27 protein-coding genes are annotated in these 25462 nt (G+C 71.6%); 10 read left to right on the forward strand and 17 right to left on the reverse strand.

Translation table 11 applies throughout. The features are described 5' to 3' along the window. Positions 1-40 precede the first annotated feature (40 nt). Together ACL02R_RS25815 and ACL02R_RS25820 are read right to left on the reverse strand one after the other, a co-directional pair. The gene (locus ACL02R_RS25815) at positions 41-2473 is read right to left on the reverse strand and encodes a phosphoribosyltransferase (protein ID WP_412799367.1); all 2433 of its coding nucleotides are present in this window, start codon (positions 2471-2473) and stop codon (positions 41-43) included. Continuing rightward, complete coding sequence (locus ACL02R_RS25820; protein ID WP_412799368.1) at positions 2470-3642, reverse strand: HpcH/HpaI aldolase/citrate lyase family protein; 1173 nt, start codon at positions 3640-3642, stop codon at positions 2470-2472. Before ACL02R_RS25820 ends, ACL02R_RS25815 begins: the two co-directional genes overlap by 4 nt. 117 nt (positions 3643-3759) lie before the next feature. Between ACL02R_RS25820 and ACL02R_RS25825 the strand changes: the two genes are divergently transcribed. Further along, a complete protein-coding gene (locus ACL02R_RS25825; RefSeq protein ID WP_412799369.1) occupies positions 3760-4509 on the forward strand; it encodes a TerD family protein in 750 nt (249 codons plus the stop codon). Between the two features lie 21 nt (positions 4510-4530). Here the strand turns inward: ACL02R_RS25825 and ACL02R_RS25830 are convergent, their stop codons facing one another. The 5 genes from ACL02R_RS25830 to ACL02R_RS25850 form a co-directional block, all read right to left on the reverse strand. After that, complete coding sequence (locus ACL02R_RS25830; protein WP_412799370.1) at positions 4531-5652, reverse strand: NAD(P)-dependent alcohol dehydrogenase; 1122 nt, start codon at positions 5650-5652, stop codon at positions 4531-4533. A gap of 185 nt (positions 5653-5837) precedes the next feature. Next, entirely contained in the window at positions 5838-6590 is a 753-nt protein-coding gene (locus tag ACL02R_RS25835; RefSeq protein WP_362956502.1) for a Tellurium resistance, read from the reverse strand. 110 nt (positions 6591-6700) lie between these two features. Further along, the gene (locus ACL02R_RS25840; protein ID WP_412799371.1) at positions 6701-7822 is read right to left on the reverse strand and encodes a DUF475 domain-containing protein; all 1122 of its coding nucleotides are present in this window, start codon (positions 7820-7822) and stop codon (positions 6701-6703) included. Positions 7823-7950: 128 nt separating this feature from the next. Continuing rightward, positions 7951-8409: a peroxiredoxin gene (locus ACL02R_RS25845; protein WP_412799372.1), complete on the reverse strand. Its 459-nt coding sequence runs from the start codon at positions 8407-8409 to the stop codon at positions 7951-7953. A 147-nt stretch (positions 8410-8556) separates the two neighbouring features. Further along, positions 8557-8991 carry a DUF3052 domain-containing protein gene (locus ACL02R_RS25850; RefSeq protein ID WP_412799373.1) on the reverse strand — a complete coding sequence of 145 codons (435 nt, stop codon included), beginning with the start codon at positions 8989-8991 and terminating at the stop codon, positions 8557-8559. A 553-nt stretch (positions 8992-9544) separates the two neighbouring features. On the opposite strand from ACL02R_RS25850, the gene aceE reads away from it, so the two are divergent. The 3 genes from aceE (at position 9545) to ACL02R_RS25865 (ending at position 14721) form a co-directional block, all read left to right on the forward strand. Next, positions 9545-12283, forward strand: a complete 2739-nt coding sequence (aceE, locus tag ACL02R_RS25855) for a pyruvate dehydrogenase (acetyl-transferring), homodimeric type (protein ID WP_412799374.1) — start codon at positions 9545-9547, stop codon at positions 12281-12283. 188 nt (positions 12284-12471) lie between these two features. Next, positions 12472-13728, forward strand: coding sequence for an alpha/beta hydrolase (locus ACL02R_RS25860; RefSeq protein WP_412799375.1), 1257 nt, complete (start codon positions 12472-12474; stop codon positions 13726-13728). A 60-nt stretch (positions 13729-13788) separates the two neighbouring features. Next, the gene (locus tag ACL02R_RS25865) at positions 13789-14721 is read left to right on the forward strand and encodes a DUF4429 domain-containing protein (RefSeq protein ID WP_412799376.1); all 933 of its coding nucleotides are present in this window, start codon (positions 13789-13791) and stop codon (positions 14719-14721) included. A 41-nt stretch (positions 14722-14762) separates the two neighbouring features. On the opposite strand, the gene ACL02R_RS25870 is transcribed toward ACL02R_RS25865, so the two are convergent. Both ACL02R_RS25870 and ACL02R_RS25875 read right to left on the reverse strand, forming a co-directional pair. Continuing rightward, on the reverse strand, positions 14763-15782 hold the full coding sequence (locus ACL02R_RS25870; RefSeq protein WP_412799377.1) for an aldo/keto reductase: 1020 nt from the start codon (positions 15780-15782) through the stop codon (positions 14763-14765). Between the two features lie 8 nt (positions 15783-15790). Continuing rightward, positions 15791-16267 carry a MerR family transcriptional regulator gene (locus tag ACL02R_RS25875; protein WP_412799378.1) on the reverse strand — a complete coding sequence of 159 codons (477 nt, stop codon included), beginning with the start codon at positions 16265-16267 and terminating at the stop codon, positions 15791-15793. Positions 16268-16337: 70 nt separating this feature from the next. Between ACL02R_RS25875 and ACL02R_RS25880 the strand changes: the two genes are divergently transcribed. Then, complete coding sequence (locus tag ACL02R_RS25880) at positions 16338-17150, forward strand: serine hydrolase domain-containing protein (protein WP_412799379.1); 813 nt, start codon at positions 16338-16340, stop codon at positions 17148-17150. Positions 17151-17205: 55 nt separating this feature from the next. Here ACL02R_RS25880 and ACL02R_RS25885 read toward each other — a convergent pair whose 3' ends face one another. Next, complete coding sequence (locus ACL02R_RS25885) at positions 17206-17754, reverse strand: choice-of-anchor C family protein (RefSeq protein ID WP_412799391.1); 549 nt, start codon at positions 17752-17754, stop codon at positions 17206-17208. A gap of 371 nt (positions 17755-18125) precedes the next feature. Between ACL02R_RS25885 and ACL02R_RS25890 the strand changes: the two genes are divergently transcribed. Further along, complete coding sequence (locus tag ACL02R_RS25890; protein ID WP_412799380.1) at positions 18126-18686, forward strand: dihydrofolate reductase family protein; 561 nt, start codon at positions 18126-18128, stop codon at positions 18684-18686. A 73-nt stretch (positions 18687-18759) separates the two neighbouring features. Here ACL02R_RS25890 and ACL02R_RS25895 read toward each other — a convergent pair whose 3' ends face one another. Together ACL02R_RS25895 and ACL02R_RS25900 are read right to left on the reverse strand one after the other, a co-directional pair. After that, positions 18760-19230, reverse strand: coding sequence for a hypothetical protein (locus ACL02R_RS25895; RefSeq protein ID WP_412799381.1), 471 nt, complete (start codon positions 19228-19230; stop codon positions 18760-18762). 5 nt (positions 19231-19235) lie between these two features. Continuing rightward, a complete protein-coding gene (locus ACL02R_RS25900; RefSeq protein ID WP_412799382.1) occupies positions 19236-19691 on the reverse strand; it encodes an NUDIX domain-containing protein in 456 nt (151 codons plus the stop codon). 410 nt (positions 19692-20101) lie between these two features. On the opposite strand from ACL02R_RS25900, the gene ACL02R_RS25905 reads away from it, so the two are divergent. From ACL02R_RS25905 to ACL02R_RS25915, 3 genes are read left to right on the forward strand one after another with little or no spacing between them, the layout of a single operon-like run. Then, the gene (locus tag ACL02R_RS25905; RefSeq protein WP_412799383.1) at positions 20102-20365 is read left to right on the forward strand and encodes a hypothetical protein; all 264 of its coding nucleotides are present in this window, start codon (positions 20102-20104) and stop codon (positions 20363-20365) included. Beyond that, positions 20346-20867, forward strand: coding sequence for a DUF6879 family protein (locus ACL02R_RS25910; RefSeq protein WP_412799384.1), 522 nt, complete (start codon positions 20346-20348; stop codon positions 20865-20867). Before ACL02R_RS25905 ends, ACL02R_RS25910 begins: the two co-directional genes overlap by 20 nt. Before the next feature lie 3 nt (positions 20868-20870). After that, complete coding sequence (locus ACL02R_RS25915) at positions 20871-21725, forward strand: helix-turn-helix domain-containing protein (RefSeq protein ID WP_412799385.1); 855 nt, start codon at positions 20871-20873, stop codon at positions 21723-21725. A 66-nt stretch (positions 21726-21791) separates the two neighbouring features. Here the strand turns inward: ACL02R_RS25915 and ACL02R_RS25920 are convergent, their stop codons facing one another. From ACL02R_RS25920 to ACL02R_RS25940, 5 genes are all read right to left on the reverse strand, one after another. Beyond that, a complete protein-coding gene (locus tag ACL02R_RS25920) occupies positions 21792-22316 on the reverse strand; it encodes a DUF6879 family protein (protein WP_412799392.1) in 525 nt (174 codons plus the stop codon). 375 nt (positions 22317-22691) lie between these two features. Continuing rightward, on the reverse strand, positions 22692-22940 hold the full coding sequence (locus ACL02R_RS25925; protein ID WP_412799386.1) for a type II toxin-antitoxin system RelE family toxin: 249 nt from the start codon (positions 22938-22940) through the stop codon (positions 22692-22694). Then, entirely contained in the window at positions 22937-23317 is a 381-nt protein-coding gene (locus ACL02R_RS25930; protein WP_412799387.1) for a hypothetical protein, read from the reverse strand. Before ACL02R_RS25930 ends, ACL02R_RS25925 begins: the two co-directional genes overlap by 4 nt. Before the next feature lie 316 nt (positions 23318-23633). Beyond that, positions 23634-23840, reverse strand: a complete 207-nt coding sequence (locus tag ACL02R_RS25935; RefSeq protein ID WP_412799388.1) for a DUF397 domain-containing protein — start codon at positions 23838-23840, stop codon at positions 23634-23636. Between the two features lie 150 nt (positions 23841-23990). Next, on the reverse strand, positions 23991-24767 hold the full coding sequence (locus tag ACL02R_RS25940) for a helix-turn-helix domain-containing protein (RefSeq protein WP_412799389.1): 777 nt from the start codon (positions 24765-24767) through the stop codon (positions 23991-23993). A 152-nt stretch (positions 24768-24919) separates the two neighbouring features. On the opposite strand from ACL02R_RS25940, the gene ACL02R_RS25945 reads away from it, so the two are divergent. Beyond that, positions 24920-25345 carry an ATP-binding protein gene (locus ACL02R_RS25945; protein WP_412799390.1) on the forward strand — a complete coding sequence of 142 codons (426 nt, stop codon included), beginning with the start codon at positions 24920-24922 and terminating at the stop codon, positions 25343-25345. Positions 25346-25462: the final 117 nt, after the last annotated feature.

Here is a 25462-nt window from a genome sequence, read left to right on the forward strand (position 1 = left end):
GTCGGGGATGCAGGGGGCGGGGCTGTGTCGATCGGGGATGTCACGTGGCGGCCTTTCCGTCGGCGCCGGTGGCGCCCTTGGTGTACCGGGGGTGGATCAGCCCGACGCAACTGTAGGGGAGGTCGTCGGTCTCCTCGACGGGCACGCCGCGCTGGGCGGCGAGCAGCCGGATGTGGTCCAGGTCGGCTCCGGCTCCCCGGCGTGCGAGGACGCGCCAGGGTACGCGGCGCAGCAGGACGCGGGTGGTCTCGCCGACGCCGGGTTTCACAAGGTTGACGTCGCCGATGCCGTACTCCTCGCTGATGCGCTCGACGGCGCGCCAGCCGTCCCAGGTGGGGGTGCGGTCGGCGGCGAGCAGCGCGGCGGTGTCGGCGGCGATCCCGGCGGCGGTCCCGGGGTCGGTGAAGTGGGCGGCCACGGCGTCGAGGAACGCGCCGGACACGTCGGCGGCGGCGAGGTCGCGGTAGTGCTTGCCGCCGTGGAAGTCGTCGGGCCCGACGAGGTCGGCGCGCAGGACGGTGCGGGAGATCAGCCCGGACACGGTGGAGTTGAGGCAGGCGGACGGGATGAGGAAGTCGTCGCGCGTGCCGTAGGTGGTGACGCAGCCGCCGGGGTCGGCGAGGACGGCGAGGGACGGGTCGAAGCCGGGGAACGGGGCGAGGGCGTCGGCGAGTTCGCGGGTGATGGCGCCCTTGCCCGTCCAGCCGTCCACGAACACGACGTCGGCCGGGTCGTGGTGGGCGGCGAGCCAGCGCAGCGCGGTGGTGTCGATGCCCTGGCCGCGCACGATGGAGACGGCGTAGTGCGGCAGGTCGGCGCCGTGGGCGTGCTGGGCCCAGCGGCGCATGAGGACGCCGACGGGTGTCCCGGCTCGGGCGAGGGACACGAGGACGGGGCGGCCGGGGCGGCGGCCGGGCCGTTCGGCGAGGACGGCCTCGGTGACGGTGCCGACGGCGCGGGCGACGCGTCCGGCGGAGGCGGCGAGGGCGGAGTGGTAGAGCGCCTGGTATTCGGCGCTCGGCTGGTATTCGACGGGCAGGGACTCGGCGTAGTGGGCGCCGCCTGACTGGATGGCCTCCTCGCGTTCCTCGGCGGGGGCTTCGAGGGTGACGTCGGAGAGGTCCTGGAGGAGCCAGCCGACCTCGTCGGGCGCGTACGAGGAGAACGCGGGGCCGCGCAGTGGTTCTGGCAGTCTGCGGTCGGGGACGACGGACAGCAGGACGTGCGGGGTGTGGGCGGTCAGCTGGTGGAGGAGGCCGCCGGGGGCGTGGAGGGCGGGGGTGTCGCCGGGGGTGTCGGTGACGACGAGGATCGCGTCCCATGGGTGGCCCGCGACGTTGTACGCGTAGCGGGGGCCTGGCCCGTCCGCCGGGTCGTCGTGGGCGGGGAAGGTGAGGCGGGTGCGTATCGCGTAGCCGGGGTCGTCCACGGGGAGGACGGGGCTGCGGGTGGTGGTGGAGAAGCGGACGCGGGTGCCGGGTGTGGCGTCGGCGAGTGCGCGGGCGAGGCGCAGGGGCGCGTAGATCAGTTCCTCGGTGCCGAGGACCAGGACATCGCGTGCGCCGGCGGGCAAGGCGTCGGTGAGGGTCCGGGCCAGGGCGGGGAGCGCGGTGGCGAGGCGGTCCGCATGGGTGGGGGTGAAGCCGTGGCGTCCGCCGTCGGGGACGCGGGCGGGCCAGGGCAGTTCGACCCGCACGGCGGGGGCCGCCTGTGCGGTGGGGTCCTGGGCGGGGTGCCGCTGGGCGGGGATGCGGGCCTCCACCTCGGCGACGACGGCGGCGGCCCGTTCGAGGATGTCGGCGGGCAGTTCGACCCGCCCGCGCGCCAGGGCGGCGACCTGGACGGTGGCGCCCAGTTCGGCCGCGCACTTGGCGAGTTCGGCGTGGTCGGCGTCGGTGCGCATGTCCACCAGGGTCGCGACGACGTAGTGCGCGCGGGGATGGGCGCGGTGCAGGGCGGCGAGGGTGTTGCGGACGGTGCGGCCCGTGCTCAGCTCGTCGTCCACCAGCACGAGCGGCCCGTCGCCGGCCAGCAGCGCGGGGTCCGCCGGGAGCAGCAGGTGGGAGGTGTGGTGGCTGTGCTCCTCCTCGAAGCCCCCGGCGGGGGCCTGCCCGCGCACCGGGCGGCGCGTCGAGTGCAGGCAGGGGGCGCCGATGGCCTCGGCGACGCAGTGGCCGAGGCCGGTGGCGGTCTCCGCGTAGCCGAGGACGACGGCGCGGGCGGCGTCGGGGCCGAGCAGGTCGCGGACCCGTTCCCCGAGGCGCAGTCCGGTGCCGTGGACGATGTGCGGGTCCTGGGGGACGTGCTTGCCGAGGACGCCGGAGACGAGCAGGTGGGCCCGTTTCGGGTTGTGGCGCAGCGCGAGGCCGAGGAGGTCGCGGATGCCGGGCCCGTGCAGCGCGACGCCGAGGCGGCGGGCGACCCACTCCCCCGGCCAGACGGGCGCGTGCTGGGCGTGTGCCGTGTCGTTCATGCGATTCCCGCCGCGAGGAGGTCGACGAAGTCCACGCCCTCGCGGGCCACGCCGAAGACCTCGGCGCGCAGCAGGGTGCGTTCGGCCCAGGCGCGGTGGGGCTTCACTTCGTTCATCTTGTTGGTGTACGCGGACCGCAGGACGCCGCCGTCCGGGCCCGTGCCGACGATGTCCACGGCGTCGCTGAACTCCTCGTGCGTCACGACGGACAGCGCGTGCACGGGGGCGACGTGGGAGGGGTGGATGCAGGTCTTGCCCTGGAGGCCGTTGGCGCGGTCCAGCTCGATCTCCTGGAGGAGGCCGTCCATGTCGTGCTCGATCAGCCGGGTGCGGAGCGCCTCGGCGCGGCCGGTGAACGGGCTGTTGCGCAACTGCGGCTTGAACATGCGCTCCTGCGGGCGGAAGTACTCCCAGACCGGGCCCGAGATGGTGAAGCCGGAACCGTCCGCGCGCCCCAGGACGTTGACGACGTCGGCGATCACGGACGCGACGACGTGCACGTCGTAGGCGGTCATGTCGGGGGTGCGGCGCAGGCCGTAGGCGGAGCAGAAGTCGGTGACGCCGAGGCGTACGGCGGGGATGCGGTCGCGGTGCTTGTCGAGGACGCGGGCGACGGCGCGCAGGCCCTCGGCGCGGGTCTCCATGTGCAGCAGTTCGGGCGATTCGAGGACGGGCATCGCCAGCAGCCGCTGCCCGCAGACCGCTTCGGCGCCGAGCAGCGCCTCCAGGAACGGCGGGCCGGTGACGGCGGTGAACTTCGGGACGACGAAGCCGGTGAGCAGCCGCACGGCGGGGCCGAGGCGCGTGACGAGGCCGGTGATCTGCTCGGGCGCGCGGACGCGTATGAACAGCAGGGGCGCGGCGGCGGGCTCCTCAGGCAGGGCGGCGTCGCGCAGCATCCGCTGGAGCTGCCGGACGAGGTTCTCCTCGGCGCCGGGCACCTCGGCGTCGCTGATGGAGTCCTCCAGGCAGAGCACCATGGACACGACACCGACGGCGGCCTGCCTGCGGATGTCGGCGTCGAGCCGGGGGCGGGTCGCCGGACTGTAGAGTGTCGCCCCGAGAGCGACCCCCAGGGTTCCGACGGGTGAGGACGGGCCGAACTCGGCGGGTTCCTGGTGGAACAGCGCGCGACGGCGCGCGGGCGGAAGATGCCCGTAATGCCGCATGGTGTACCCCACTCTCCCCAGCGGCGCCGGTCGCCCCACTGGCTGATCCGGACACCCTTTCGACAATCGTAATCGCGCCAATGTTTCGGAAGTATGGCGACAGGCAGGATTCCCCCCATGACGCACCCGTTGGACAAAGGGGCAGCAATTCACCTCCCCGTCACGGTGGTACGCGCCGTGTTGCGGTGGACACCCACCGCGGCCGGACCCGGGGTCCCGGACATCGACCTGTCGGCCCTGCTGCTCGGCGACGGCGGACGCGTGCGCTCGGAGGGCGACTTCGTCTTCTACAACCAGCCGCGCCACCCCAGCGGCCTGGTCCGCCGCCTGCCCAGGCGCCGGGACGCGGCGGGGCTGCGGGAGACGGTCGAGATGGACCTCGCGCAGCTCGACGCCGCGGTGACACGGGTGGTGCTCGCGGCGTCGGCCGACGCGGGCTTCCAGGCGCCCGACAGCGCGCCGCGGCTGCTCGTCCAGGAGGCGGCGGGCGCGGCGGTGCTGGCCGCGTTCCCGCTGGCGCCGGGACCCGCGGAGACCGCGGTGGTGGGCGGCGAGCTGGCCAGGGCGGGGGACGGCTGGGAGTTCCGCGCGCTGGGACGCGGCGTGCGGGGCGGACTGGTCGCGCTGGCCCGCGAGTTCGGCGTCAACGCGGCCCGGCCGCCGCAGCAGGCGGCCCCCGCCCCGGCGGCGCCCGCCACGCCGCCCGCACCGCCCTCCGCACCGCCCGCCCCGCCGCCGGTCGCGCCCGTTCCCCACCAGGCCCCCGCGTACGGCTACCCCCACTCCGACCACCCGCAGCCCGACCCGGGGTTCACGCTCCCGCCCCAGGGACCACAGTTCCTGCCCCAGGACCACCCGGCCGGCTGACCCGCCCAGGCGGCCCCGCGGTCAGAAGCGCACGACCGGCTTGACCGTCACCCCGCTGTGGGCGTCCCGCGCCGCGTCGTTGATCCGCTCCAGCGGATACTGCCTGATCAGCCTCCCCAGCGGCATCCGCCCCGACCGCACGAGCCCGACCAGCGCGGGCAGGAACGTCACGATGTCGCTGTCCCCCTCCACGATCCCGTGCACCCGGCGCCCGCTCAGCAGCGACAGCGCCGGGACGCTGAACTCCGCGCCGAGCCGCACCCCGATCAGCCCCAGCACCCCGCGCGGCGCCAGCGACTCCAGCGCCTGCGCCTGCACCTGCGGCACACCGCTCGTCTCCACGGCCGCCTGCACGCCCGCGCCGTCCCCGATCTCCCGCAGCCTGGCCACCGGATCGGCCTCCGCGCTGTTGATCACGTCGGTCGCGCCCAGTTCACGCGCCAGGTCGAGCCGGGACGGCACGATGTCCACGGCCACGATGCGCGAGGCGCCGGTGAGCCGGGCCGCCATCAGCGCGCCGAGGCCGACCGCCCCGGTGCCGAACACGGCGACGGCGCTGCCCGGCTCCGGCCGCAGCTCGTTCAGCACCGCGCCCGCGCCCGTCTGGATGCCGCAGCCCAGCGGCGCCAGCAGGGCAAGCTCCTCGTCGTCCGCCGCGCCGATCGGCACCACGTTGCGCTCCTGCGCGATGGCGTGACCCGACAGCGACGACTGCCCGAAGAACGCCCCGGCGATCGGACTGCCGTCCACACCCGTGAGCCCGGAGGACCCGTCCGCGCGGACGCTGCCGGTCGGACTGGTGTTGAGGTCGGTGAACCGCGCGCAGTACGCCGGGTGCCCGGTGCGGCAGGCCGCGCATTCCCCGCACGAGTTGAACGTCAGCAGCACCCGGTCGCCGGGCCGCACCCCGGTGACCCGCTCCCCCACCGCCTCCACGACCCCCGCCCCCTCGTGCCCCAGCACCAGCGGCGGCAGCGACGGATCGGCCCACGCCTCCTTGTACGTCGCGTCCGTGTGGCACAGCCCGGCCGCGACCACGCGGACCAGGACCTCGTGCGGCCGCGGATCGTCCACGACGATGTCCCGCAGCGTGTACTTCTCCTCGCCCGGTATGGCGAGGGCGGCGGTTGTGGTGGTGGTCATGGGTGGCACTCCTCGGTCCCGGACACGGCATCGCGCCGGGGCTGTGCATGCTCCGCGCCCGCCGGGCCGGCGAGCGCCTGCGGACCGCGAATCCCGCTTGCCCGCATGGTAGGAGCGCCGGGGCGGCACCGAGGCGACTTTCCCCGCCTTTGTCCGGAATACCCACGGACGTGGGGCACGCCCGGTCAGGCGCGCGAACGGCTCGGCTTGCTCCCGTACCCCCAGGACATGCCCCACCCGTACAGGCGGTCGATCTCCGCCTGGAAGCCGTAGACGTACTTCACCTCGCGCCGCACCACCAGGCGGCCCTTGTGGTGCTCGATCAGCGCGACCGCGCAGGACCTGGCGTGCGGGGGCGCGTCCTGGAGGCCGATCTCTATGTTCTTGCCGTCGGCGGCCGAGACGGTCACCACGGCGTCGGCGCGGTCGAACGCGGGGACACCGTCGTAGATGTAGACGAAGACCAGCAGGCGCTTGAAGTCGTCCTTGTGGTCCAGGTTGACGTAGAGGTGCTCGCCGGACGCGGTGCCGAAGCGGTCGTCGCCGCTGAGCTTGATGTACGGCGGGTCGTTGAAGTCGCCGAGCAGCCCGCCGACCGACTGGACGACGCCGCGGCTGCCGTCCGCCAGCTCGTACAGGCAGGCCAGGTCGAAGTCGAGGCTGGCGACGCCCTGCGAATGCCCCTGGATCTCCGCCGGTTTGAAGATCTTCCACGGCTGCCGCCACACGCGCCGGGCGGCGGGGTCGAAGTCGGAGTTGCTGCGCATGCGCCAGGACAGCTCGATACGTAACGTGCCGCTGTCGGCGCCCGCGGCGGTCAGCGGCGCCGTGGGCGAGCGCCGCGTCAGCTCCACCGCGTAGCTGGACATGCCGCCCACGGTGTCGAACTTCTGCCGGGCCGAGCCGCCACCCCGCACGTACGACCACAGGGACGCCATCGCCGCCCACCCCTCTTCCGTCGTGCCGCCGCCGTGTGAAGACTTCCCATGCCGCCCGCCTGTTCAATCCCCCGGTACGGAGGACGGACACGGCGGGCGGCGGCGCACGGTCAGCCCGCCCCTGCCGTCACCTTGGCGTGCTCCGGATCGAGCCGGTTGGCGCGGACCGACGACCAGAAGGAGGCGCCGATGAACGCGACGCCGACCAGGCCGGTGACGACCTCGGGCAGGTGCCAGCGGATGCTGACCAGCAGCATCACGGCCAGGGCGCCGATCGCGTAGTGCGCGCCGTGCTCCAGGTAGCGGTAGTTGTCGAGCGTGCCCTGCCGGACGAGGTAGATCGTCAGCGACCTGACGTACAGGGCGCCGATACCGAGGCCGAGCGCCATCTCGAAGATCTCGTTGGTGATGGCGAACGCGCCGATCACGCCGTCGAAGGAGAACGACGCGTCCAGCACCTCCAGGTACAGGAAGAGGAAGAACGCCGCCCGGCCCGCCAGGCCGACCGCCGTGGGGCCGCCCGCGGCCCGCTGCTGGGCCTCCCGCCCCTCGTCCACGCGCTCCTCGTCGTCCTCCAGGCGGTCCTCGAAGTAGCCGGACAGGCCGCCGACCACCAGGTACGTGAGGAGGCCCGCGATACCGGCGAGCAGCACCGTCTGCGACTTGTCCGCGTGCCCGCCGCCGTGCTGGTACGCCTCCGTCGCGATCGTGTTCGCGGTGATGAGCAGGGCGAGCAGCGCGATGCCGACCGAGACGGCGTCGATGCGGCCGAGCTTGGACAGCGGGCGTTCCAGCCAGCCGATCCAGTGGTGTTCGCGGGAGTCGAAGATGAACTCCAGGAAGATCATCAGCAGGAACATGCCGCCGAACGCCGCGATCGCCGGGTGGGCGTCCGTGACCATCTCCGAGTACTGGTCGGGGTCGTCCAGCGCGAGTTGCACGGCCTCGATCGGCCCGACGCGCGCCGTCAGCGACACGATGGCGACCGGGAAGACCAGCCGCATGCCGAAGACGGCGATCAGGATGCCGACGGTGAGGAAGATCTTCTGCCAGAACTCGTTCATCCGCTTCAGCACACCGGCGTTGACGACGGCGTTGTCGAAGGAGAGCGAGACTTCCAGGACGACCAGGATCGCCACGACGGCGAAGCCCGCCCAGCCCCAGAAGAGGAAGGCGGCGGCGAGTCCGATGACGGTGAACCCGAAGGACCAGCCGAAGGTTTTCAGTACCACGTGTTGTCCAGTCTTCCGCGGGACGGGCAGGATGCGGGCGGTTGCCGTGGGGCGCCCGGGGGCCGATCCGTCGTCCCGGGTCCGGCGGCCGGATCAGGTGCGGTCGGCGCGTGTGCGGCGCGTACGGGTCAGAGCGCCTGGAGCGCGGCGACGTAATCGTCGAGGTCGCGCGCGTCCGGCAGCCCGTTGACAACCGTCCACCGCACCACGCCTTCCTTGTCGATGATGAAGGTGCCGCGCACCGCGCAGCCCTTCTCCTCGTCGAAAACGCCGTAGGCGCGGGAAACGTCGCCGTGCGGCCAGAAGTCGGACAGCAGCGGGTACTCCAGGCCCTCCTGCTCGGCGAAGACGCGCAGCGAGAAGAACGAGTCGGCGGAGACCGCGAGGAGCTGCACGTCGTCGTTGACGAAGGCCGGCAGCTGGTCGCGCAGCGCGCACAGCTCGCCCGTGCAGGTCCCGGAGAAGGCGAACGGGTAGAAGAGCAGGACGACGTTCTTCTCGCCCCGGTAGTCACCGAGCGAGACGGTCTGACCGTGCTGGTTCTTGAGCGTGAAGTCAGGGGCCTTGGTGCCCGGCTCGATGGCCATGAGCGCGTCATCCGTTTCTCAGCGGGAGGTAAAGTCACCGCCCAGCGTACGACGCGGCCCCTGGTGGGCCGACTGGTGCCCCCAGGGACCGGCGTACGCGCGCGGTGCGCCTGTTTCCCGCGGGGTTCCCGGGCGGGCCCGCCGCGGTTACTTCTTCCCGGCCGCCTTCGGCGTGACGAGCCGGCTGCCCGACCAGTCCCGGCCCGCGTTGACCGTGCTGGTCTGGGCGAGGCCCGCGGTCTGGGCGGCCTCGCCGATCTCGCTGGGCTCGACGTAGCCGTCACGGCCCGTCTTCGGTGTCAGCAGCCAGACGGGGGCCCCGGGGTCGATCATGGTGGTGGCATCCACCAGCGCGTCGGTCAGATCGCCGTCGTCCTCGCGGAACCACAGCACCACCGCGTCGGCCACGTCGTCATAGCTCTCATCGACGAGATCCTGGCCCGTGACGGCCTCGATCCCCTCGCGGAGTTCCTGCTCGGCGTCGTCGTCGTAGCCGAGCTCCTGGACCACCTGTCCGGCCTGGAAACCCAGCCTCGCGGCGGGGTTGGTCCGCTCCTCCGCGTGGTCCGCGGTCGCGCTCACGGATTGCTCCTGTCCTGTGTCGGGCAGCTCGTCGTCGGTGGGGACCGCCGCGCTGCGGGTAGTGCTTGGTGGAGAACTGCTGGTGAAACTTACGGGGAAGTACCCTGGAAAAAGGGTACGGGCATGCCGCGCGTGCGCGCGCGGCTTGGGGCGTAGTCCACACGCGCGGGGCGGATCGCGCAAGTACCCGGCGGCCGAGCCCGCCCAAACGTTGACGCATCGGCCGTGTTCCGCGCGGCGTCCGGGCGTGGCACGGCGACGCGGCGCGTTCGCTCACGCGGCGGACGCGGTGAACAGGCGTTCGCGGTGGTCGGAGGGCGGGGGCGTAGGGTGAGCCGGTCGGCCCGAGCCACCGGGGAGCCGCGGCCCCGGCGCGGAGCGGGCACCGGCGGCCCGGGGACCCGGGCCGTGCCGGTCGCGGGCCGGACGGGAGTGGCCCGCACGCCGTGGCCACCTGATTACCGTCCGGTAGAGATGACGTTTCGCCGTCGTGGGTCCACGATGGAGGCGGCGCGACACATGCAGAGCAGACAACTCACAGTGAAGGAACAGCGTGGCTTCCGGATCAGATCGCAACCCGATCGTCATGGGCGGCCTTCCCAGCCAGGTCCCGGATCTCGATCCTGAGGAGACTCAGGAATGGCTCGACTCGCTCGACGCGGCCGTCGACGAGCGAGGCCGGGAACGGGCCCGCTATCTCATGCTCCGCCTGATCGAGCGCGCCCGTGAGAAGCAGGTGGCCGTGCCCCAGGCACGCGTCACGGACCATCTCAACTCCATCGCGACCAAGGACGAACCCGAGTACCCCGGCGACGAGGAACTCGAACGCAGGATCATCAACGCGACCCGCTGGAACGCGGCCGTGATGGTCACGCGCGCCCAGCGGCCCGGCATCGGGGTCGGCGGTCACATCGCCACCTTCGGCTCGTCCGCCGTGCTCTACGACGTCGCCTGGAACCACTTCTTCCGCGGCAAGGACGCCGGCGACGGCGGTGACCAGGTGTACTTCCAGGGTCACGCGTCGCCCGGCATGTACGCCCGCGCCTACCTGCACGGACTGCTGTCCGAGGAGAACCTCGACGCGTTCCGCCAGGAGAAGTCCAAGGCCCCCCGCGGCCTGTCCAGCTATCCGCACCCGCGGATGATGCCGGACTTCTGGGAGTTCCCGACCGTCTCCATGGGCCTCGGCCCGATCAGCGCCATCTACCAGGCGCGCATGAACCGTTACATGCAGGCACGGGACATCGCCGACACGTCGAGGTCGCACGTGTGGGCGTTCCTCGGCGACGGCGAGATGGACGAGCCCGAGTCGCTCGGCCAGCTGTCGCTCGCGGCCCGCGAGGGCCTGGACAACCTGACCTTCGTCGTCAACTGCAACCTCCAGCGCCTCGACGGCCCGGTGCGGGGCAACGGCAAGATCATGCAGGAGCTGGAGGGCCAGTTCCGCGGCGCGGGCTGGAACGTCGTCAAGCTCGCCTGGGACAGCTCCTGGGACGCCCTGCTCGCGCAGGACACCGACGGCGTGCTGGTCGCGCGGCTGAACAGCACGCCGGACGGCCAGTTCCAGACGTACGCGACCGAGTCCGGCGCGTACATGCGGGAGCACTTCTTCGGCTCCGACCCGCGGCTGGCGAAGATGGTCGAGAACCTGTCGGACGAGGACCTCGTCCGCCTGGCGTCCGGCCGCGGCGGCCACGACGCCCGCAAGGTGTACGCGGCCTACAGCGCCGCGCTCGCCCACAAGGGGCAGCCGACCGTCGTGCTCGCGCAGACGGTCAAGGGCTGGAAGCTCGGCCCGGCCTTCGAGGGCCGCAACGCCACGCACCAGATGAAGAAGCTGACCGTCGCGGACGCCAAGGGCCTGCGCGACCGTCTGGAACTGCCGATCCCGGACAGCGCCCTGGAGGGCGGCGTACCGCCGTACTACCACCCGGGCCCGGACTCGCCGGAGATCCGCTACATGAAGGAGCGGCGCCAGGCGCTCGACGGCTTCGTGCCGCAGCGTGTGGTGCGCGCCAAGGCGCTGGAGCTGCCCGGCGACAAGGCGTACGCGGGCGTGAAGAAGGGCTCGGGCAAGCAGGCGGTCGCCACGACGATGGCGTTCGCCCGGCTGCTGAAGGAGCTGATGCGCGACAAGGAGATCGGCAAGCGCTTCGTGCCGATCGCGCCGGACGAGTACCGCACGTTCGGCATGGACGCGATGTTCCCGTCCGCGAAGATCTACAACCCGCTCGGGCAGAAGTACGAGTCGGTGGACCGTGAGCTGCTGCTCGCCTACAAGGAGTCGCCGACCGGGCAGATGCTGCACGACGGCATCACCGAGGCGGGCTGTACGGCGTCGCTGATCGCCGCCGGCTCCGCGTACGCGACGCACGGCGAGCCGCTGATCCCGATCTACATCTTCTACTCGATGTTCGGTTTCCAGCGGACCGGTGACCAGTTCTGGCAGATGGGCGACCAGCTGGCGCGCGGTTTCGTCCTGGGCGCGACCGCCGGGCGCACGACCCTGACCGGTGAGGGCACCCAGCACGCGGACGGGCACTCGCACCTGCTCGCCTCGACCAACCCGGCGTGCGTGGCCTACGACCCGGCCTACGGGTACGAGATCGCGTACATCGTCAAGGACGGCCTCCGCCGTATGTACGGCGAGGACGCCGAGGACGTCTTCTACTACCTCACGGTGTACAACGAGCCGATCGTCCAGCCCGCCGAGCCCGAGAACGTGGACGCCGAGGGCATCGTGCGCGGCGTGTACAAGCTCTCCGAGGGCACCTCGGGCTCCGTACCGGCGCAGATCATGGCGTCCGGCGTCGGCGTCCCGTGGGCCCTCGAAGCGCAGCGGCTGCTGGCCGACGAGTGGAACGTGAAGGCGGACGTGTGGTCCGTCACGTCGTGGAACGAACTGCGCCGCGACGCGGTGGCGGCCGAGGAGCACAACCTCCTCCACCCGGAGGAGGAGCAGCGCGTGCCGTACGTCACGACGAAACTCCGGGGTTCCGAGGGACCGTTCGTGGCCGTGTCCGACTGGATGCGGGCCGTGCCCGACCAGATCGCGCGCTGGGTGCCCGGCACCTACCAGTCGCTCGGCGGCGACGGGTTCGGCTTCGCCGACACCCGCGGCGCGGCGCGGCGGTTCTTCCACATCGACGCACAGTCGATCGTGCTCGGCGTGCTGACCGAGCTGGCCAAGGAGGGCCGGATCGACCGCTCCGTGCTCAAGCAGGCCATCGACCGGTACCAGCTGCTCGACGTGGCCGCGGCGGACCCGGGCTCGGCGGGCGGCGACGCGTGACGCACACCACACGCTGAGCCCGCGCCCCGGCGCGGTGTGACGAGACGGCCGCCGTATCCCCCGCGGGTACGGCGGCCGTTCGGCGTGCCGGGGGCCGAACGGCCGGTCAGGGGCGTGCGGGCAGCCGGTCCCGGCGCCCGGGGGCAGCGGCGCGGCGGGCCGTTCGAGCCCCGTATGATGACGCGGCAGTGCTGAACATTCACCTCTTTCCCCCGCGATTCGTCCCGCAACGCCCCTCGCCCGCCGCGACGCTGCGCCGCGTACTGCTGCCGCTCGCCGTGGTGTTCGCCGTGCTGGCCACGGCGGGCTGGATCGCCGGCGCCGACACCCCGCGGCCCGACGCGTACGACGCCGAGCTGGCCGCCTGGGAGCGCGGCACGGTGGCGGGCGAGCCGCTGCCCGCCGCGGACGCGCCTCCCGAGCGCACCGCGCGGTTCTTCGCCGGCCTGCTCCCCGCCCAGCGGCGGCGCCTCGCCGAGCGCTACCCCCTCGTCGTCGGCAACATGGCGGGCGCCCCCGTACGGCTGCGCTTCCGCGCCAACCGTGCGGCGCTGGTGGACGCGCGCGACGCCGAGCGCGCCAGGATGTCCGACCCGCGCCTGTCGGAGGCCGGGCAGCGCGAGGCGGGGCGGCGGATGCACCGCTTCGAGTCGCTGCTGCGGCCGGGCCGGCAGCTCCTCGCCTTCGACCCGACCGGGCGCGGCCGGGTCGCCGAGGTGTTCGGCGACCTGGAGACGGCGGACCGGGTGTCCGTCGTCGTCCCCGGCGTGGACACGGAACTGCTCACGTACGAGCGCACGCAGGGCCGCTGGACGGCGCCCGCGGGGATGGCGCAGGCGCTGTACGCGGCGGAGCTGGAACGGCTGCCCGCGGGCGGCTCGACGGCCGTCGTGGCGTGGGCGGACTACGACGCGCCCGCCGGGATGGCCATGTCGGCGGCCACCGCGGGCCGTGCCGAGGCGGGCGCGGAGCGGCTGGTGGACGCGGTGGCGGCGCTGCCGGGGGACGGCGGGGTCGCGCTGTTCTGCCACTCGTACGGGTCGGTGGTGTGCGGCGTCGCGGCGGAGGAACTGCCGTCGCGGGTCAGTGACATCACGGTCGCCGGGAGCCCCGGCATGCGGGCGTCGCACGTCTCCGAGCTGGGCACGGACGCGCGGGTGTGGGCGATGCGGGCGCGCGGCGACTGGATCGAGGACGTGCCGCACATGGAGCTGGGGCCGCTCGGGTTCGGGACCGACCCGCTCGATCCGTCGTTCGGCGCGCGGCTGTTGGACGCGGGCGCGGCCGAGGGGCACAGCGCGTACTTCGAGCCGGGCGGGGTGGGCCTGGCCTCGATGGCGGCGATCGGCACGGGGGACGCGGGGCGCGTGGACGACACGGTGTGCGCCCCGGACGTGCGTGGATGCGCCGCGTCCGCCCCCTGCGCGGCGGTCGGCGGATTGTGACAGGAACACAGCAGTCGGGGCGACCCCTTTTCGTCAGTGCAGGCGCTTACGATGACCCGCATGGGTGATGTGCTGGCCGGAATCCACTCCACGTGGGAGTTCGACACCGATTCCGTGCTCATCCGCTTCGAACGGGGAATACGCACGCCGCGCCTCCTCCAGGTGCTGGGGGAGCGCCGTATCCCGTACGAGGCGCTGAGCACGGTCGACCTGGCACCGGGGAGACGCAAGGGGACCGTGGTGCTGCACGCCGTGCCGCGGCGGGGGGCCGATCCGCTGTTCGACGCCGCCGGGGGGCAGCTGCGCGAGGCGGCGGACCCGTACCGGCTCGTCCTGCCCGCGGAGCGGGAGAACCTCGCCGGGTACTACGCGGCCGAGCTGCGCAGCGCGCTCGGGCCGCCGGCGGGCGAGGAGGCGGCGGCGTACCTGGTGGCGGCGCCGCCCGCGCCGCCCGCGTTCAAGGCGTACGACGGGAAGGTCGCGTTCGACGGCAAGGAGGTGTCCTTCCGCTGGTTCTGGACGGCCGCGTCGTCGGCGAAGTGGAAGGCGGGGGACCAGGCGTTCCGGGTGAGCGAGCTGACGGGCGTCGAGTGGCAGTCCCCCGAGGTGTCGGTGGGGCACCTGCGGCTGCTGCGCGACGGCGCCGGGGACGGGCACGGGCACGGCGAGGGCGACGCGGGCGAGGGGGCCGCGGACCAGGACCCGGCGTCGGTGGTGCTCGGGCGCGGCTACGGGCCCGTGCACGAGTCGCTGCCGCTGGCGGCGGCGGTGCTGGAGGCGATACGGGCGGCCGAGCCCGACGAGGACGACGACGACCCGCGGGGCGGGCACGACCGGCGCGGGCAGCACGGCCAGCACGGCAGGAACGGGCACCGGGCGGACCCGGCGGACATAGCCGACCGCATCCGGCACCTCGGGGACCTGCACACCGCCGGTCTGCTGACCGACCAGGAGTTCACGGCGAAGAAGACGGAGCTGCTCGCCGAGCTGTGAGCCCGGCGCGACGGGCCTCGCGGCCCGCCGCGCGGGGTGGGTCACTCGCGTCCGGCCTGGGTGAAGCCCATGTCGGCGTAGCGGTCGCCCGCGACACGGGGGCCGATCGCGTCGAGCGCCGCCAGCTCGTCGTCACCGAGCGTGACGCGGGTCGCGGCGGTGTTCTCCTCGATCCGGGTGCGGCGGCGCGTACCGGGGATCGGGATGACGGTCATGCCGCGCAGCTGCGCCTGCTGCTGGACCCAGGCGAGCGCGATCTGTCCGAGCGTGGCGTCGTGGGCCCGCGCCACCTCGCGGATCGGGTCGAGCAGGGCGCGGTTGGCGGCGGCGTTCTCCCCGTTGAAGCGGGGCTGGCCGCGCCGGAAGTCGTCACTGCCGAGGTCGGTGGAGGCGTCCGCGAAGGCCCCGGTCAGGAAGCCGCGGCCGAGCGGCGAGTACGGCACGAACGCGACGCCAAGATCCTTGGCGGCCGGGACGGCGGTGCGCTCCACGTCGCGCGAGAACAGCGACCACTCGGACTGGAGCGCGGCGATGGGGTGGATGGCGTGCGCGGTGCGCAGCTCGGCGCCCGTCACCTCGCTCATGCCGAGGTGCCTGACCTTGCCCTCGGCGACCAGTTCGGCCATCGCGCCGATGCTGTCCTCCAGCGGCACCTCGGGGGTGTAGCGGTGCATGTAGTAGAGGTCGATGACATCGACGCCGAGGCGCCGCAGGCTAGCCTCCACGGCGGAACGGATGTAGGCCGGGTCGTTGCGGATGGGCCGCTCGGCGGGCCGCTCCGGGTCGTAGCTGAGGGCGAACTTCGTCGCGATCGTCACCTCGTCCCGGTGGGCCGCGAGGAACGGCGCGAGGAACTTCTCGTTCTCCCCCATGCCGTACAGGTCGGCGGTGTCGAAGAGGGTGACGCCCAGCTCCAGGGCGCGTTCCAGGGTGGCGCGGGCCTCGGTGGCGTCGGTGGGGCCGTAGGCGAAGCTCATGCCCATGCAGCCGAGGCCCTGGACGCCGACGTGGGGGCCGCCCGTACCGAGGGGGGCGGTGGCGATCGGGGTGGCGGTGGTCATGTGAGGGGTCACGTCCCTTCGGACACCCGGGCGGTGTCGTCGTCTGCTTCGGTGTACAGGTCGATCTTGAAATTGAGGACGGCGAGCGTGCTGGTGAGTTCGGCGATGCGACGCAGCACGTCGTCCCTGGTGGTGCTCAGCAGCGCGCGGCGTTCGGCGGTGGTGTGGTCGCCCTGCCGGACGAGGTCGGCGTAGCGGACCATGTCGGCGACGGCCATGCCGGTGAGCCGCAGCTTGTTCACGAAGGAGAGCCAGCCGAGGTCCGCGTTGGTGTAGCGGCGCTGGCCGGTGTGCGAGCGGTCGACGTCCGGCATGAGCCCGATGCGTTCGTACCAGCGCAGGGTGTGGACGCTCAGGCCGGTGTGGGCGGCGACTTCGCTGATGGTGTAGTGGTCCTGGCCGTCCGGCCGGGGAGGCGGCAGGTCGGCGGACGCGCACAGGTCGACTCGTTCGAGCTCTGGTTCCCGCAGTGGCGCCGAGGTCATGTGAGAACGCTAAAGAGCTGGAGTGCACTCCAGGCAAGCCCCCCTGTCGTGGCGCGTTAGGCTCGCACGTATGCAGAGCCTGGAGTTGATCGACGGCTGGCCGGTGACGACGGCCGCGGCGGGAGTGGTCACGGCGGACGGGCGGCGCGCCGCGAGGGGACCCGGCGACCGGCCGTTCGCGCTGGCGTCGGTGACCAAGCCGCTGGCGGCGTACGCCGTGCTGATCGCCGTCGAGGAGGGCGCGGTCGAGCTGGACGAGCCGGCCGGGCCCGAGGGCTCGACGGTACGGCACCTGCTGGCGCACGCGTCCGGACTGGCCTTCGAGGAGGACCGCGTCGTCGCGCCGCCCGGCACCCGCCGCCTGTACTCGAACGCGGGCTTCGAGGTCCTGGGCGCGCACCTGGCGGCGGCGACCGGCATACCGTTCCCCGAGTACCTGCGGCAGGCCGTGCTGGAGCCGCTGGGCATGAGCGGCAGCGGGCTCGCCGGCTCCCCCGCCAAGGACGGCACGTCCACGCCGGACGACCTGCTGCGCTTCGCCGCCGAACTGCTCGCGCCGCGCCTGCTGGCCCGCGAGACGCTCGACGAGGCGACGTCCGTGGTCTTCCCCGGGCTGGACGGCGTGCTGCCCGGCTTCGGGCACCAGCGGCCGAACGACTGGGGTCTTGGCTTCTCGCTGCGTGACCACAAGTCGCCGCACTGGACGGGCGCGACGTCGTCGCCGCGCACGTTCGGGCACTTCGGGCAGTCGGGGACGTTCCTGTGGGTGGACCCGGACGCGGGGGCGGCGTGCGTGGCGCTGACCGACCGCCTCTTCGGCCCGTGGGCGGCCGAGGCATGGCCACGCTTCACGGACGCGGTGCTCTCGGAACTGCGCGGCTGAGCCGGCCCGGCCCCGGGCGTCAGTGGCCCGGGGCCGGGCCTTCTCGGTGCCGGGATCAGCAGGGGCAGGGGGGACAGGCGGTCACCAGCACGTCGTCCACGACCGGCCCGTAGGCGCTGTTGGCCGTGGTGCTGGCGAAGCCGAGGGTCGTGGTCGCGGCGGTGGCGACGAACGTCACCTGCCGCCTGACGTAGCCCATGTCGGCGAACGACTTGCCGGTGATGTCGAAGGAGAAGTCCTGGATGTTCTGCCCGTCCAGGAGGACGCGGCCGGTCTTGACCACCGGGCCGCCGGCGGGGTTGGCGGCCAGCGAGTACGTCACGGTGTACGTCTGCCCGGGGGTGGTGGTGAAGGTCTGCGCCACGGCGCCGGGGACGGTGGCGTTGAGGTCGAGCGACTGGCTGCCCTCGGCGGCCTGCCAGAGCCCGTCGTCCACGAGATCCACGGCCCCGCTGGTCACCGTCCAGGGCCCGATGGACTGACCCGCCTGATACGTGTCGAACGCGTTCGCACGGGCGACCGGATATTCGAAACTGCCGTCGTCGAAGCGGCTGACGAGCACACCGGTCCCCGCCACGGCCGTACCGGCCCCGGCGGCGCACATCCCGACAAGAGCCGCTGCGGTGCTCAGGATTCGCTTGACTGCCACGTCTACCTCCTCGGAGAACGAACCCCAGCCGGTGACCCACAGGCCAGGGCTCCTCAACTCTCCCGGCAAGCCACTGGGTTGACCATGACACCCAGCCAGAGCACGGGATCACTCACCGGTGGTGCGGACCCGTACACCGGCGCGCACACCCCCTCACGCGCCCCAGAACACGATCCAAGCCCCCGCACCACACCCGGCGGGCGCCGAAAGAGGGCGGACCGGTGGCTCGTTCCTCACTGATCCGGCGCGGAAAACCACGCGCTCACCGATGAGTTCCGCGGCTCGGGCGGTCATACGGTGGAGCCCACTGCCCAGGAGGACTTCTGATGCGCAAAGTGACCTATTCGATGAACGTCTCACTCGACGGCTACATCGTCGGACCGGACGGCGGCATCGACTGGACGGTGCCCGACGACCATGTCTTCCGTTCCTGGATCGAGGAGACCCGGGAGGTCGGCGCCTACCTGCTGGGGCGGCGGCTGTACGAGGCGATGCTGTACTGGGAGACTGTTGACCCCGACTCGCTCGACGACGCCGAGCGCGAGTGGACCGAGCTGTGGAACCCGCTCCCGAAGGTGGTGTTCTCCACCACGCTGCCGGAGGTCCAGGGCCACGCCCGCCTGGCGTCCGGCGGCCTGGCCGAGGAGATCGAGCGGCTGCGGGCCGAGCCGGGCGAGGGCAACATCGCGATCGGCGGCGCGACCCTGGCCGCCCAGGCGGCCGCCCTGGACCTGATCGACGAGTACCGCGCCAGGGTCTACCCCGTGCTGGTCGGCGGCGGCATCCCGTTCCTGCCCAAGGAGGAACGCCACGTGAACCTCGGACTCGTCGAGACCCGCACCTTCGACTCGGGGGTCATCCAGCTCCGCTACCGCGTGGCGCGTTAGCTTCCGTCGCCTCCCGCCCAACGGCCCCAGAGGCGCGGATCAGCGGACGCGGCCGGCTCCCGCTGGGTCTGGTTCATGAGGTCGTCAGGCCGTTCAGCTCGGCGCGGAAATCCTCCGTGGTCGGCGGGGCTGCGCGGCCACGACGGCGTTCCCGTTCGCCCTGGAGCAGGCCGAGGGCGTCTTCCAGCACTTCGAGGACAGCCGGGGAGACGATGACCGCAATCGTCTCCCCGGTGGCGTCGGTCAGCGACAGCGAACGCGCCTCGCAGGCGAAGGCTTCCCTGCGCGATTCCGCCCCGACCAGCATGCGTGCGAGCGGCAGGAGGTGGGAAAGGCCCAGCTCGGCGAAGCGGCACCGCGCGGCGTAGCGCCCGCCGTGGAACACGGCCGTGTCGGCGCCCGCGGCCTGCCACTCCGCCAGCCGGTCGGGGACGGTCCGGAAGGTGTACTCCGGGTGCCGGGTGAGGTGTTCGGACGGGTCGGCGCGCAAGGCACCGAGAGTGGCCGCGACCTGCGCGCCGACGACGGTCTCGTTGGGTGCCAAGGGTGTCAGGACGGACTCGTGCCCAGGATCAGCCGCCGGTGGGATTCCTGCATCCCCGCCGGCAGCGAGTCGAGGCTGAACCACTGTGCCTCCAGGATCTCGAACTTGTCGATCGTGAGGGTTCCTCCGGTGTGCAGCGCCTCGTAGGCGACTTCCACCCGGAGTTTGTAGCCGCTCGTGACGCTCACCAGGGCGCCGGGCTTCACATCGAGGCCGGTCTCCTCCTTCACCTCACGCACGACGGTGAAGGGGAACTCCTCGTTCTTGACGGCGTAGCCGGTGGGAAGGCCCCATGGCTTCTCCGGCGGCCACATCCGGTGTTTGAGCAGCAGCACCTGCCCGGCGTCGTTCCGCACGACCCCGGTGACGCCGACCATGAACTTGGCGTGCGCGAACCACAGGACCCGCCATTGCAAGGGTCCCCGGATGAGCCGCCAGAGCCGGGCAGCGAGTCGCTTCATGACACACCTTCACTCTCTCTGAGCACACAGTCGCGCGCCGACAGTGAGCGCGCATTCTCTCAGTCGTGACCGGTCGGCTCTGCGCCACGACGGACGTGAAGCCGACCGATGGGCCACGGTGGTGTGGCCGGCGCGTCCGATGACCACGGTAGGAGGCACGCGGGGCGGGCGCCCACCGGATTGCTTCTGATTGCACACGCGCCGCGTCGTGGGCTTCCCACAAGCGCTCGCGGCGCCGCATCGTCCGCGTGGTCCTTGATCTCGCTGGGCCGGCTGCCGGGCCATCGCCAGTTCTGTGGGAGACAAGTACCGCGCGAGCGGGCGGTCTTGGCACGCTCCCGCTCATGAATGAAGTTTGAGCAATCAGCTGCAATCAGCTCGGCAGAGATCGGCAGAGAGAGGGCTTGCACATGAGGCTGCGGTTCCTCGGGATCATTCCGAACACACCGGTGGACGACTCGCCGACGATCTGGCTGGACGAGGACACGGGAGACTTGCTGATCCAGTCCTACAGGGCCACTGACGCGGAAGTGGAAGCGTGCCAGGAGATCGGCTCCATCCCCGGTCACAGCACGGCCGTGCCGGAACACGAGACGATCATCCGGCTCCCCGCGACAATGCTGAAGTACATCCCGCAGCCGGAGGGCAGAGACGGTGACGCACCCCGTGCGTGAAGCAATTTCCCGTGCACGGCACTCCGCCGTGCACCTGGAGATGCGCGACAGCTACACCCCGGACGATCCGGAGTTCGCCCGCTGGCGCGCGGGCCACAGGTACGGCGGCGATCCGGCCAGGCTGCCGGAGTGGTGGGCCCCCTGGCGTGACCTGGTGCGGGAGACGACGACGCGCGGCGTCGTCATGCGGCGGGCCCGGATCGTCTCCGAGCCGGTCACGGAGTACATCAGGTACGAGCACGACATGACGTTCGCCAACGTCGCGGCGGGCGAGCTGGTGCGTTGGCTCCCCCGGCGCCGGGCCGCCGACATCCCACTGCCGGGTACCGACCTGTGGATGTTCGACGGCCAATCGGTGCTCTTCACCTACTTCTCCGGCATCGGCGAAGTCGTGGACCGCGAATGGCGGACGGAACCGGAAGTGGTCCGACTGGTCACGTCCGCCTTCGGGACGGTGTGGGAACGGGCCACGCCGCACGAGGAGTACGAGCCGGTCCCCTGATCGATGCCACCGTCAGCGTCATCCAGCGTCCGGCAGGCCCGGCAGGTCCTTGCCGACCGCCTCCGCGAGCTGGCCAAGGACGCCGGGCTGAAGGGCAAGGACCTGGCCGCGCTGTGCGGCTGGCATCCGTCGAAGGTGTCCCGTATCTCGACAGCCAAGGCGCGGCCCAGCGAAAGCGACATCCGCGCGTGGTGCGCGGCCTGCGGCGCCGAGGAACAGGCGGCGGACCTGATCGCGTCCCTGCGTGCCGTCGAGGGCATGTGGTTGTCCTGGCGTCGGATGGAACGCGCCGGGTTGCGAGGGGCGCAGCAGTCCGTACGGCCACTGTTCGAGCGCACCCGCTGGTTCCGGGCCTACTCCTCCTGGCTCGTGCCCGGCCTGATCCAGACACACGGATACACCGAAGCCGTCCTGCGCGCCGTCCAGCAACGCCGAGTACCCGTCGATGACGTGGCCGACGCGGTGGCCGTTCGGATGGAACGGCAGCGGGTGCTCGCCGACGGACGACGCACGTTCGCGTTGCTGGTGGAAGAGGCCGTGCTGAGGAACGGCTATGCCGACGCGGACATCCAGGTGGAACAGCTGGAGCGGCTGCGCTCCCTCGCCGGGGGCGCGTTGCCCAACGTGACCCTGGGCGTGGTCCCCACACGGCTTGGGCGGGCGCGCATGCCCGTCGAGGGGTTCTGGATCTACGACACCGCGCAGGTGAACGTCGAGCTTGTGTCCGGCTATCTCACCATCACGCAGCCCAGTGAAATAGCGGCCTACGCCACCACGTTCGCCACGCTGGCGGACATGGCCGTCTACGGCGACAAGGCCCGTGCGCTGCTGTCCAGGGCCCGCGACTCCCTCGTGTGACCGGCACGCGTTCGCCTGTGAAGGGCGCGGTGGGACAACACACCTGACATGCTTTGTGCAGTCCGGTCAGATGGTGTGGTCCGCGTGGGGCGCGACCTCGTTCCACACGTTCTCGAAGGCTGTCGCACAGAGTTCGGCGATGGCGGGCTCGTCGGTCACTTCCGTGCCGAGGTAGGTGCCTTCGCCCGAGAAGTACCCGAAGCGGACCAGGCGTCCGTCGAACAGCCAGAAGTCGTTGCCAGGCAACGCGAGGGCGGCCGCCTTTTTGCGAGGCAGCCACCGGATCTGCTCACCGGCCGCGATGTCGGTGAACGTCCCGTCGTGGAGGTACCGGGTGTACTCGCTGACCGGCTCCGAGACGATGCGCCCCCGGCGGATCTCCACTCCCCTGCCCACAGTCTCGGCCACGAGGTCCAGCCACGGCCGCCACCACGTCGCGCGGTCGGCGGGGTCCGGCCGGTACCCGGACTTCCACGCCTCGACCCTCGGGGCCTCGTCCGGGTCGTCGTAATGGTCACGCATTTCGAGATGCAGAGCCGACCGCCTGCATCCCGCCAGCAGCTCACCGAAGGGTGGAGCGGTCCGCCACATCACATGCCTCCCGAATGGCGGCACCATCCTCATGGGCAGCCGTACGGCCTCTTCGCTGTCCGGGATCGGACCGGTTGTCAGACAGTCGGCACGAGCCTCCCCCTTCGCCTTCCAGCCCTGGAACACCAGTTCCTGTCGCTCCTCGTCCACCCACACCGTGGGGCAGTTCGCACCGTCAGTGTTCGGGTCCTTTGCGATGAACCGTAATGCCATGGCTTCCTCCAGCCCGCGGCGAGTTCTACAAGATTCCACGGCCTTCGCCTCCCGTGGTCCACCACGTCAAGAGAGCCCTTCCGCCACGCTGTCCGGCGAGCGGGTCCGGTGTCCGTACTGCGTGTGAGGCGGGGGCCCGGCGCCACTCGACCCGAAGACGGATCATTGGAGGCGGCCGACAAGGTCGATGGCGATCACGACAGGTTTCTCCTGCTTGATCGTGTACCAGACCCGGTAGCGTCCGACGTGGATGCGGTGTTTGCCACCACCGCAGTCCAGCGCGCCGGAAGGCCGGGGGTTGCGGGAGAGCGCGTTGACGCTGTCGAGGACCTGATCGACACCGGCTGCGTCGTCCTTGCCGAACCGCGCCAGTGCCCGCTTCGCAGCGGGCTCCCAGTGGATCTGGCTCATGAGGTCATCCGGCCCTTCAGCTCGTCACGGAGTTCCTCGGTGGTCACCGGCGCAGCGGTGCCGCGCAGACGGTCCAGTTCCCCTTGGAGCAGGCCGACGGCGTCTTCCAGAACTTCCAGGACGGCCGGGGAGACGAGGACGGCGACCGTCTCGCCCGTGGCGTCGGTCAGAGACAGGGAATGCGCCTCGTAGGCGAAGGCCAACGCCTTCTCCCCGTCCAGGGCCGGCGGGTCACCCCGCTTCTCCCGCTCGGCAAGAACTTCCCGGTCCTGGGCGACGTAGCGGGTCACAGCCTCCAGTTGGCGGGCCGCATCCGCCACCGAGAGGGTGTCCACCGAGCCACGGCGGACATAACCATCAAACTGCGCTGGGTCCATGACGGTAACCCTTGCATGACGCTGCGCATGCGGACAATTACGACTCCGGACGCGGCGTAGCGCTGTCCGGGACCGCTGGACGGCCCCGGACGGGTGGCTGTCAGGCGGGCCCGGCGTTTCCGGTCCACTCGGTGAAGGCCGCTATCAGGCCGGAAGCGCGTACCGGGCTACTTCAAGGCAGTTGCCGTTGCCGTTGTGTCGTCACACCGATTGTGGTGACTCGGGCGGAGGGGTGGAGGGGGCCGGGGTGAAGGAGGAGCCCGACCTGTGCCGTGGGTGGCGGTGGTGAGGCTCCTCTTCTGCGGAGATGTCGTCCTCAGCGCTTGAGGTGATCCACGAACGTCGTCCAGGCCGCGCCGGGCACCAGGAGGGTCGGGCCGGGGTTCTTGCTGTCCCGCACGGGCACGACGTTGGGGATGCCGTCTACGACCTCGACGCACTCACCGTTGCCCATGCTGCGACGTGATGCGCGCCAGACCGTGTGGGTGGGGGCTGATTCCCTGCTGGGGTTCCGCGTGTCCATGGTCGTCTCCTTGTGTCATCGATGGCGTCCGCTTCGATGAACTGTCCTTGCCATTGCCGCGAGAAGGAGGCCGTCGGCAGAAGTGCGGAAGGCGGGCGATCCGGCGGCGGTGATCTGACAGGCCGTGGGTGACAGGGGCAGGTCTCTTGGTCAGGGGAGCGTGGCGGGGTCTTCTTCCGAGTGGGTGACCGGGCGGCCTTCGTCCCAGAGCGTCTGTACGTGGGAGGCGAAGCGGTCGAACATGCCGTCGTCCTGGTGGCGGCGCAGGTGGAGCATCGGGGAGTCGTGGCCGACGAGGTTGGCCAGGTGGGGAGTGACGAGCATCTGGTCGTCGAACCGGAAGACTGAGAGGCTGATGTGCCCTTCATGGTCGCTGTGGCGGGCGTCGATTCCGGCTGTGCCGGTGAGTCGCTGGAGGTGTTCCAGGGTGATCCGGATGCGGGTCGAGACGGTGAGGGCGGTCTGCTCGACGGCCTCGCGGCGGTGGGTCAGGTCGGCGTCGGGATCGCCCAGCAGGAAGCGTACGGAGACACCGGCGCGGGCCTTCTTCCTCAGCACATCGGCGAGGTTCGGGTGATCCAGCCACAGGAAGTAGTTGGTGTACCCGGCGAACGTCAACTCCTCGGCCGCGTCGGTGATCAGAGCCCGCCACACCGACGAAGGGCAGGCGGAGCGGTAGGGATACACCGAGACGACCTCCCGGTCCGCTCCCACCTTGAGCACTGCCTTCGCCGCGCCGGGCCACAACACTTCCTCATCAACTCCCAGCTCTTCGGCAACATTCACGCGCGTCCCTGGACGCGGCACTCGGCCTTCGTACAACCAGCGATCGACGGTGCGATCCTCGACACCGCATGCCTTGGCCAGCATGTGGGCGGTAGTTCCCGCTTCGGAGATAGCCCGCCTCAGTGCCTCGTTCAAGTCCACTCCTTCGTCATTTCAGACACTTTGGACGGTAGCAAAGAAAGGACGGTTATGGCGACGGGTGGCAGTGGCGCTGCCCGGCGTGGTCGGGCACTCTCGGCCAACCAGCGGGTACGGAGCGTTCGGACCCGTACGTGGATGGCCCAGGAGGTGTGATGACGGTTCGGGTGCAGTTCCCCGAGGCGCGGCAGTGCGTCTACGCGTGGGACTTCTTGGCCGATGCGCGGGGGATTGAGACGTGGCGGCGGACGGTTGCGTTGGTGTTGCGGGCGTGGGGGGCGTCCGATGTGACGGTGGAGGTGGCCCGGTTGGGGCTGAGTGAGCTGCTCGCCAACGTGCTGCGGCACGTGGGGGATTCGCACTGCCGTTTGTCGGTGGTGCCGGACGGTGAGCGGGTGATCGTGCGGGTGGCGGACCGGTCCCCGTGTGTGCCGGTCGTCGCCGAACCGGCCCTGGACGCCGAGGCCGGGCGCGGCCTGTGGATGCTGCGGGCGTTGTGCCTGGACTTCGGGTGCGAGCTCGAAGTGGGCGGCAAGGCGATGTGGTTCGCGCTGGGCCTCGGTGCGGAGGAGGCCAGGTGACGGATGTCCTTCGGTGGACCGGGACCGTGCTGGGAGCCGTCGCGCTCGTCGGTGCGGGAGTGTTGCTCGGGATGACCGTCCTGTTCCTCTGGCTGCTGCGGGTGTTGGGGGAGGACA

Source organism: Streptomyces sp. MS19, assembly GCF_047200595.1.
In the GTDB taxonomy this organism is placed as follows: Bacteria; Actinomycetota; Actinomycetes; order Streptomycetales; family Streptomycetaceae; genus Streptomyces.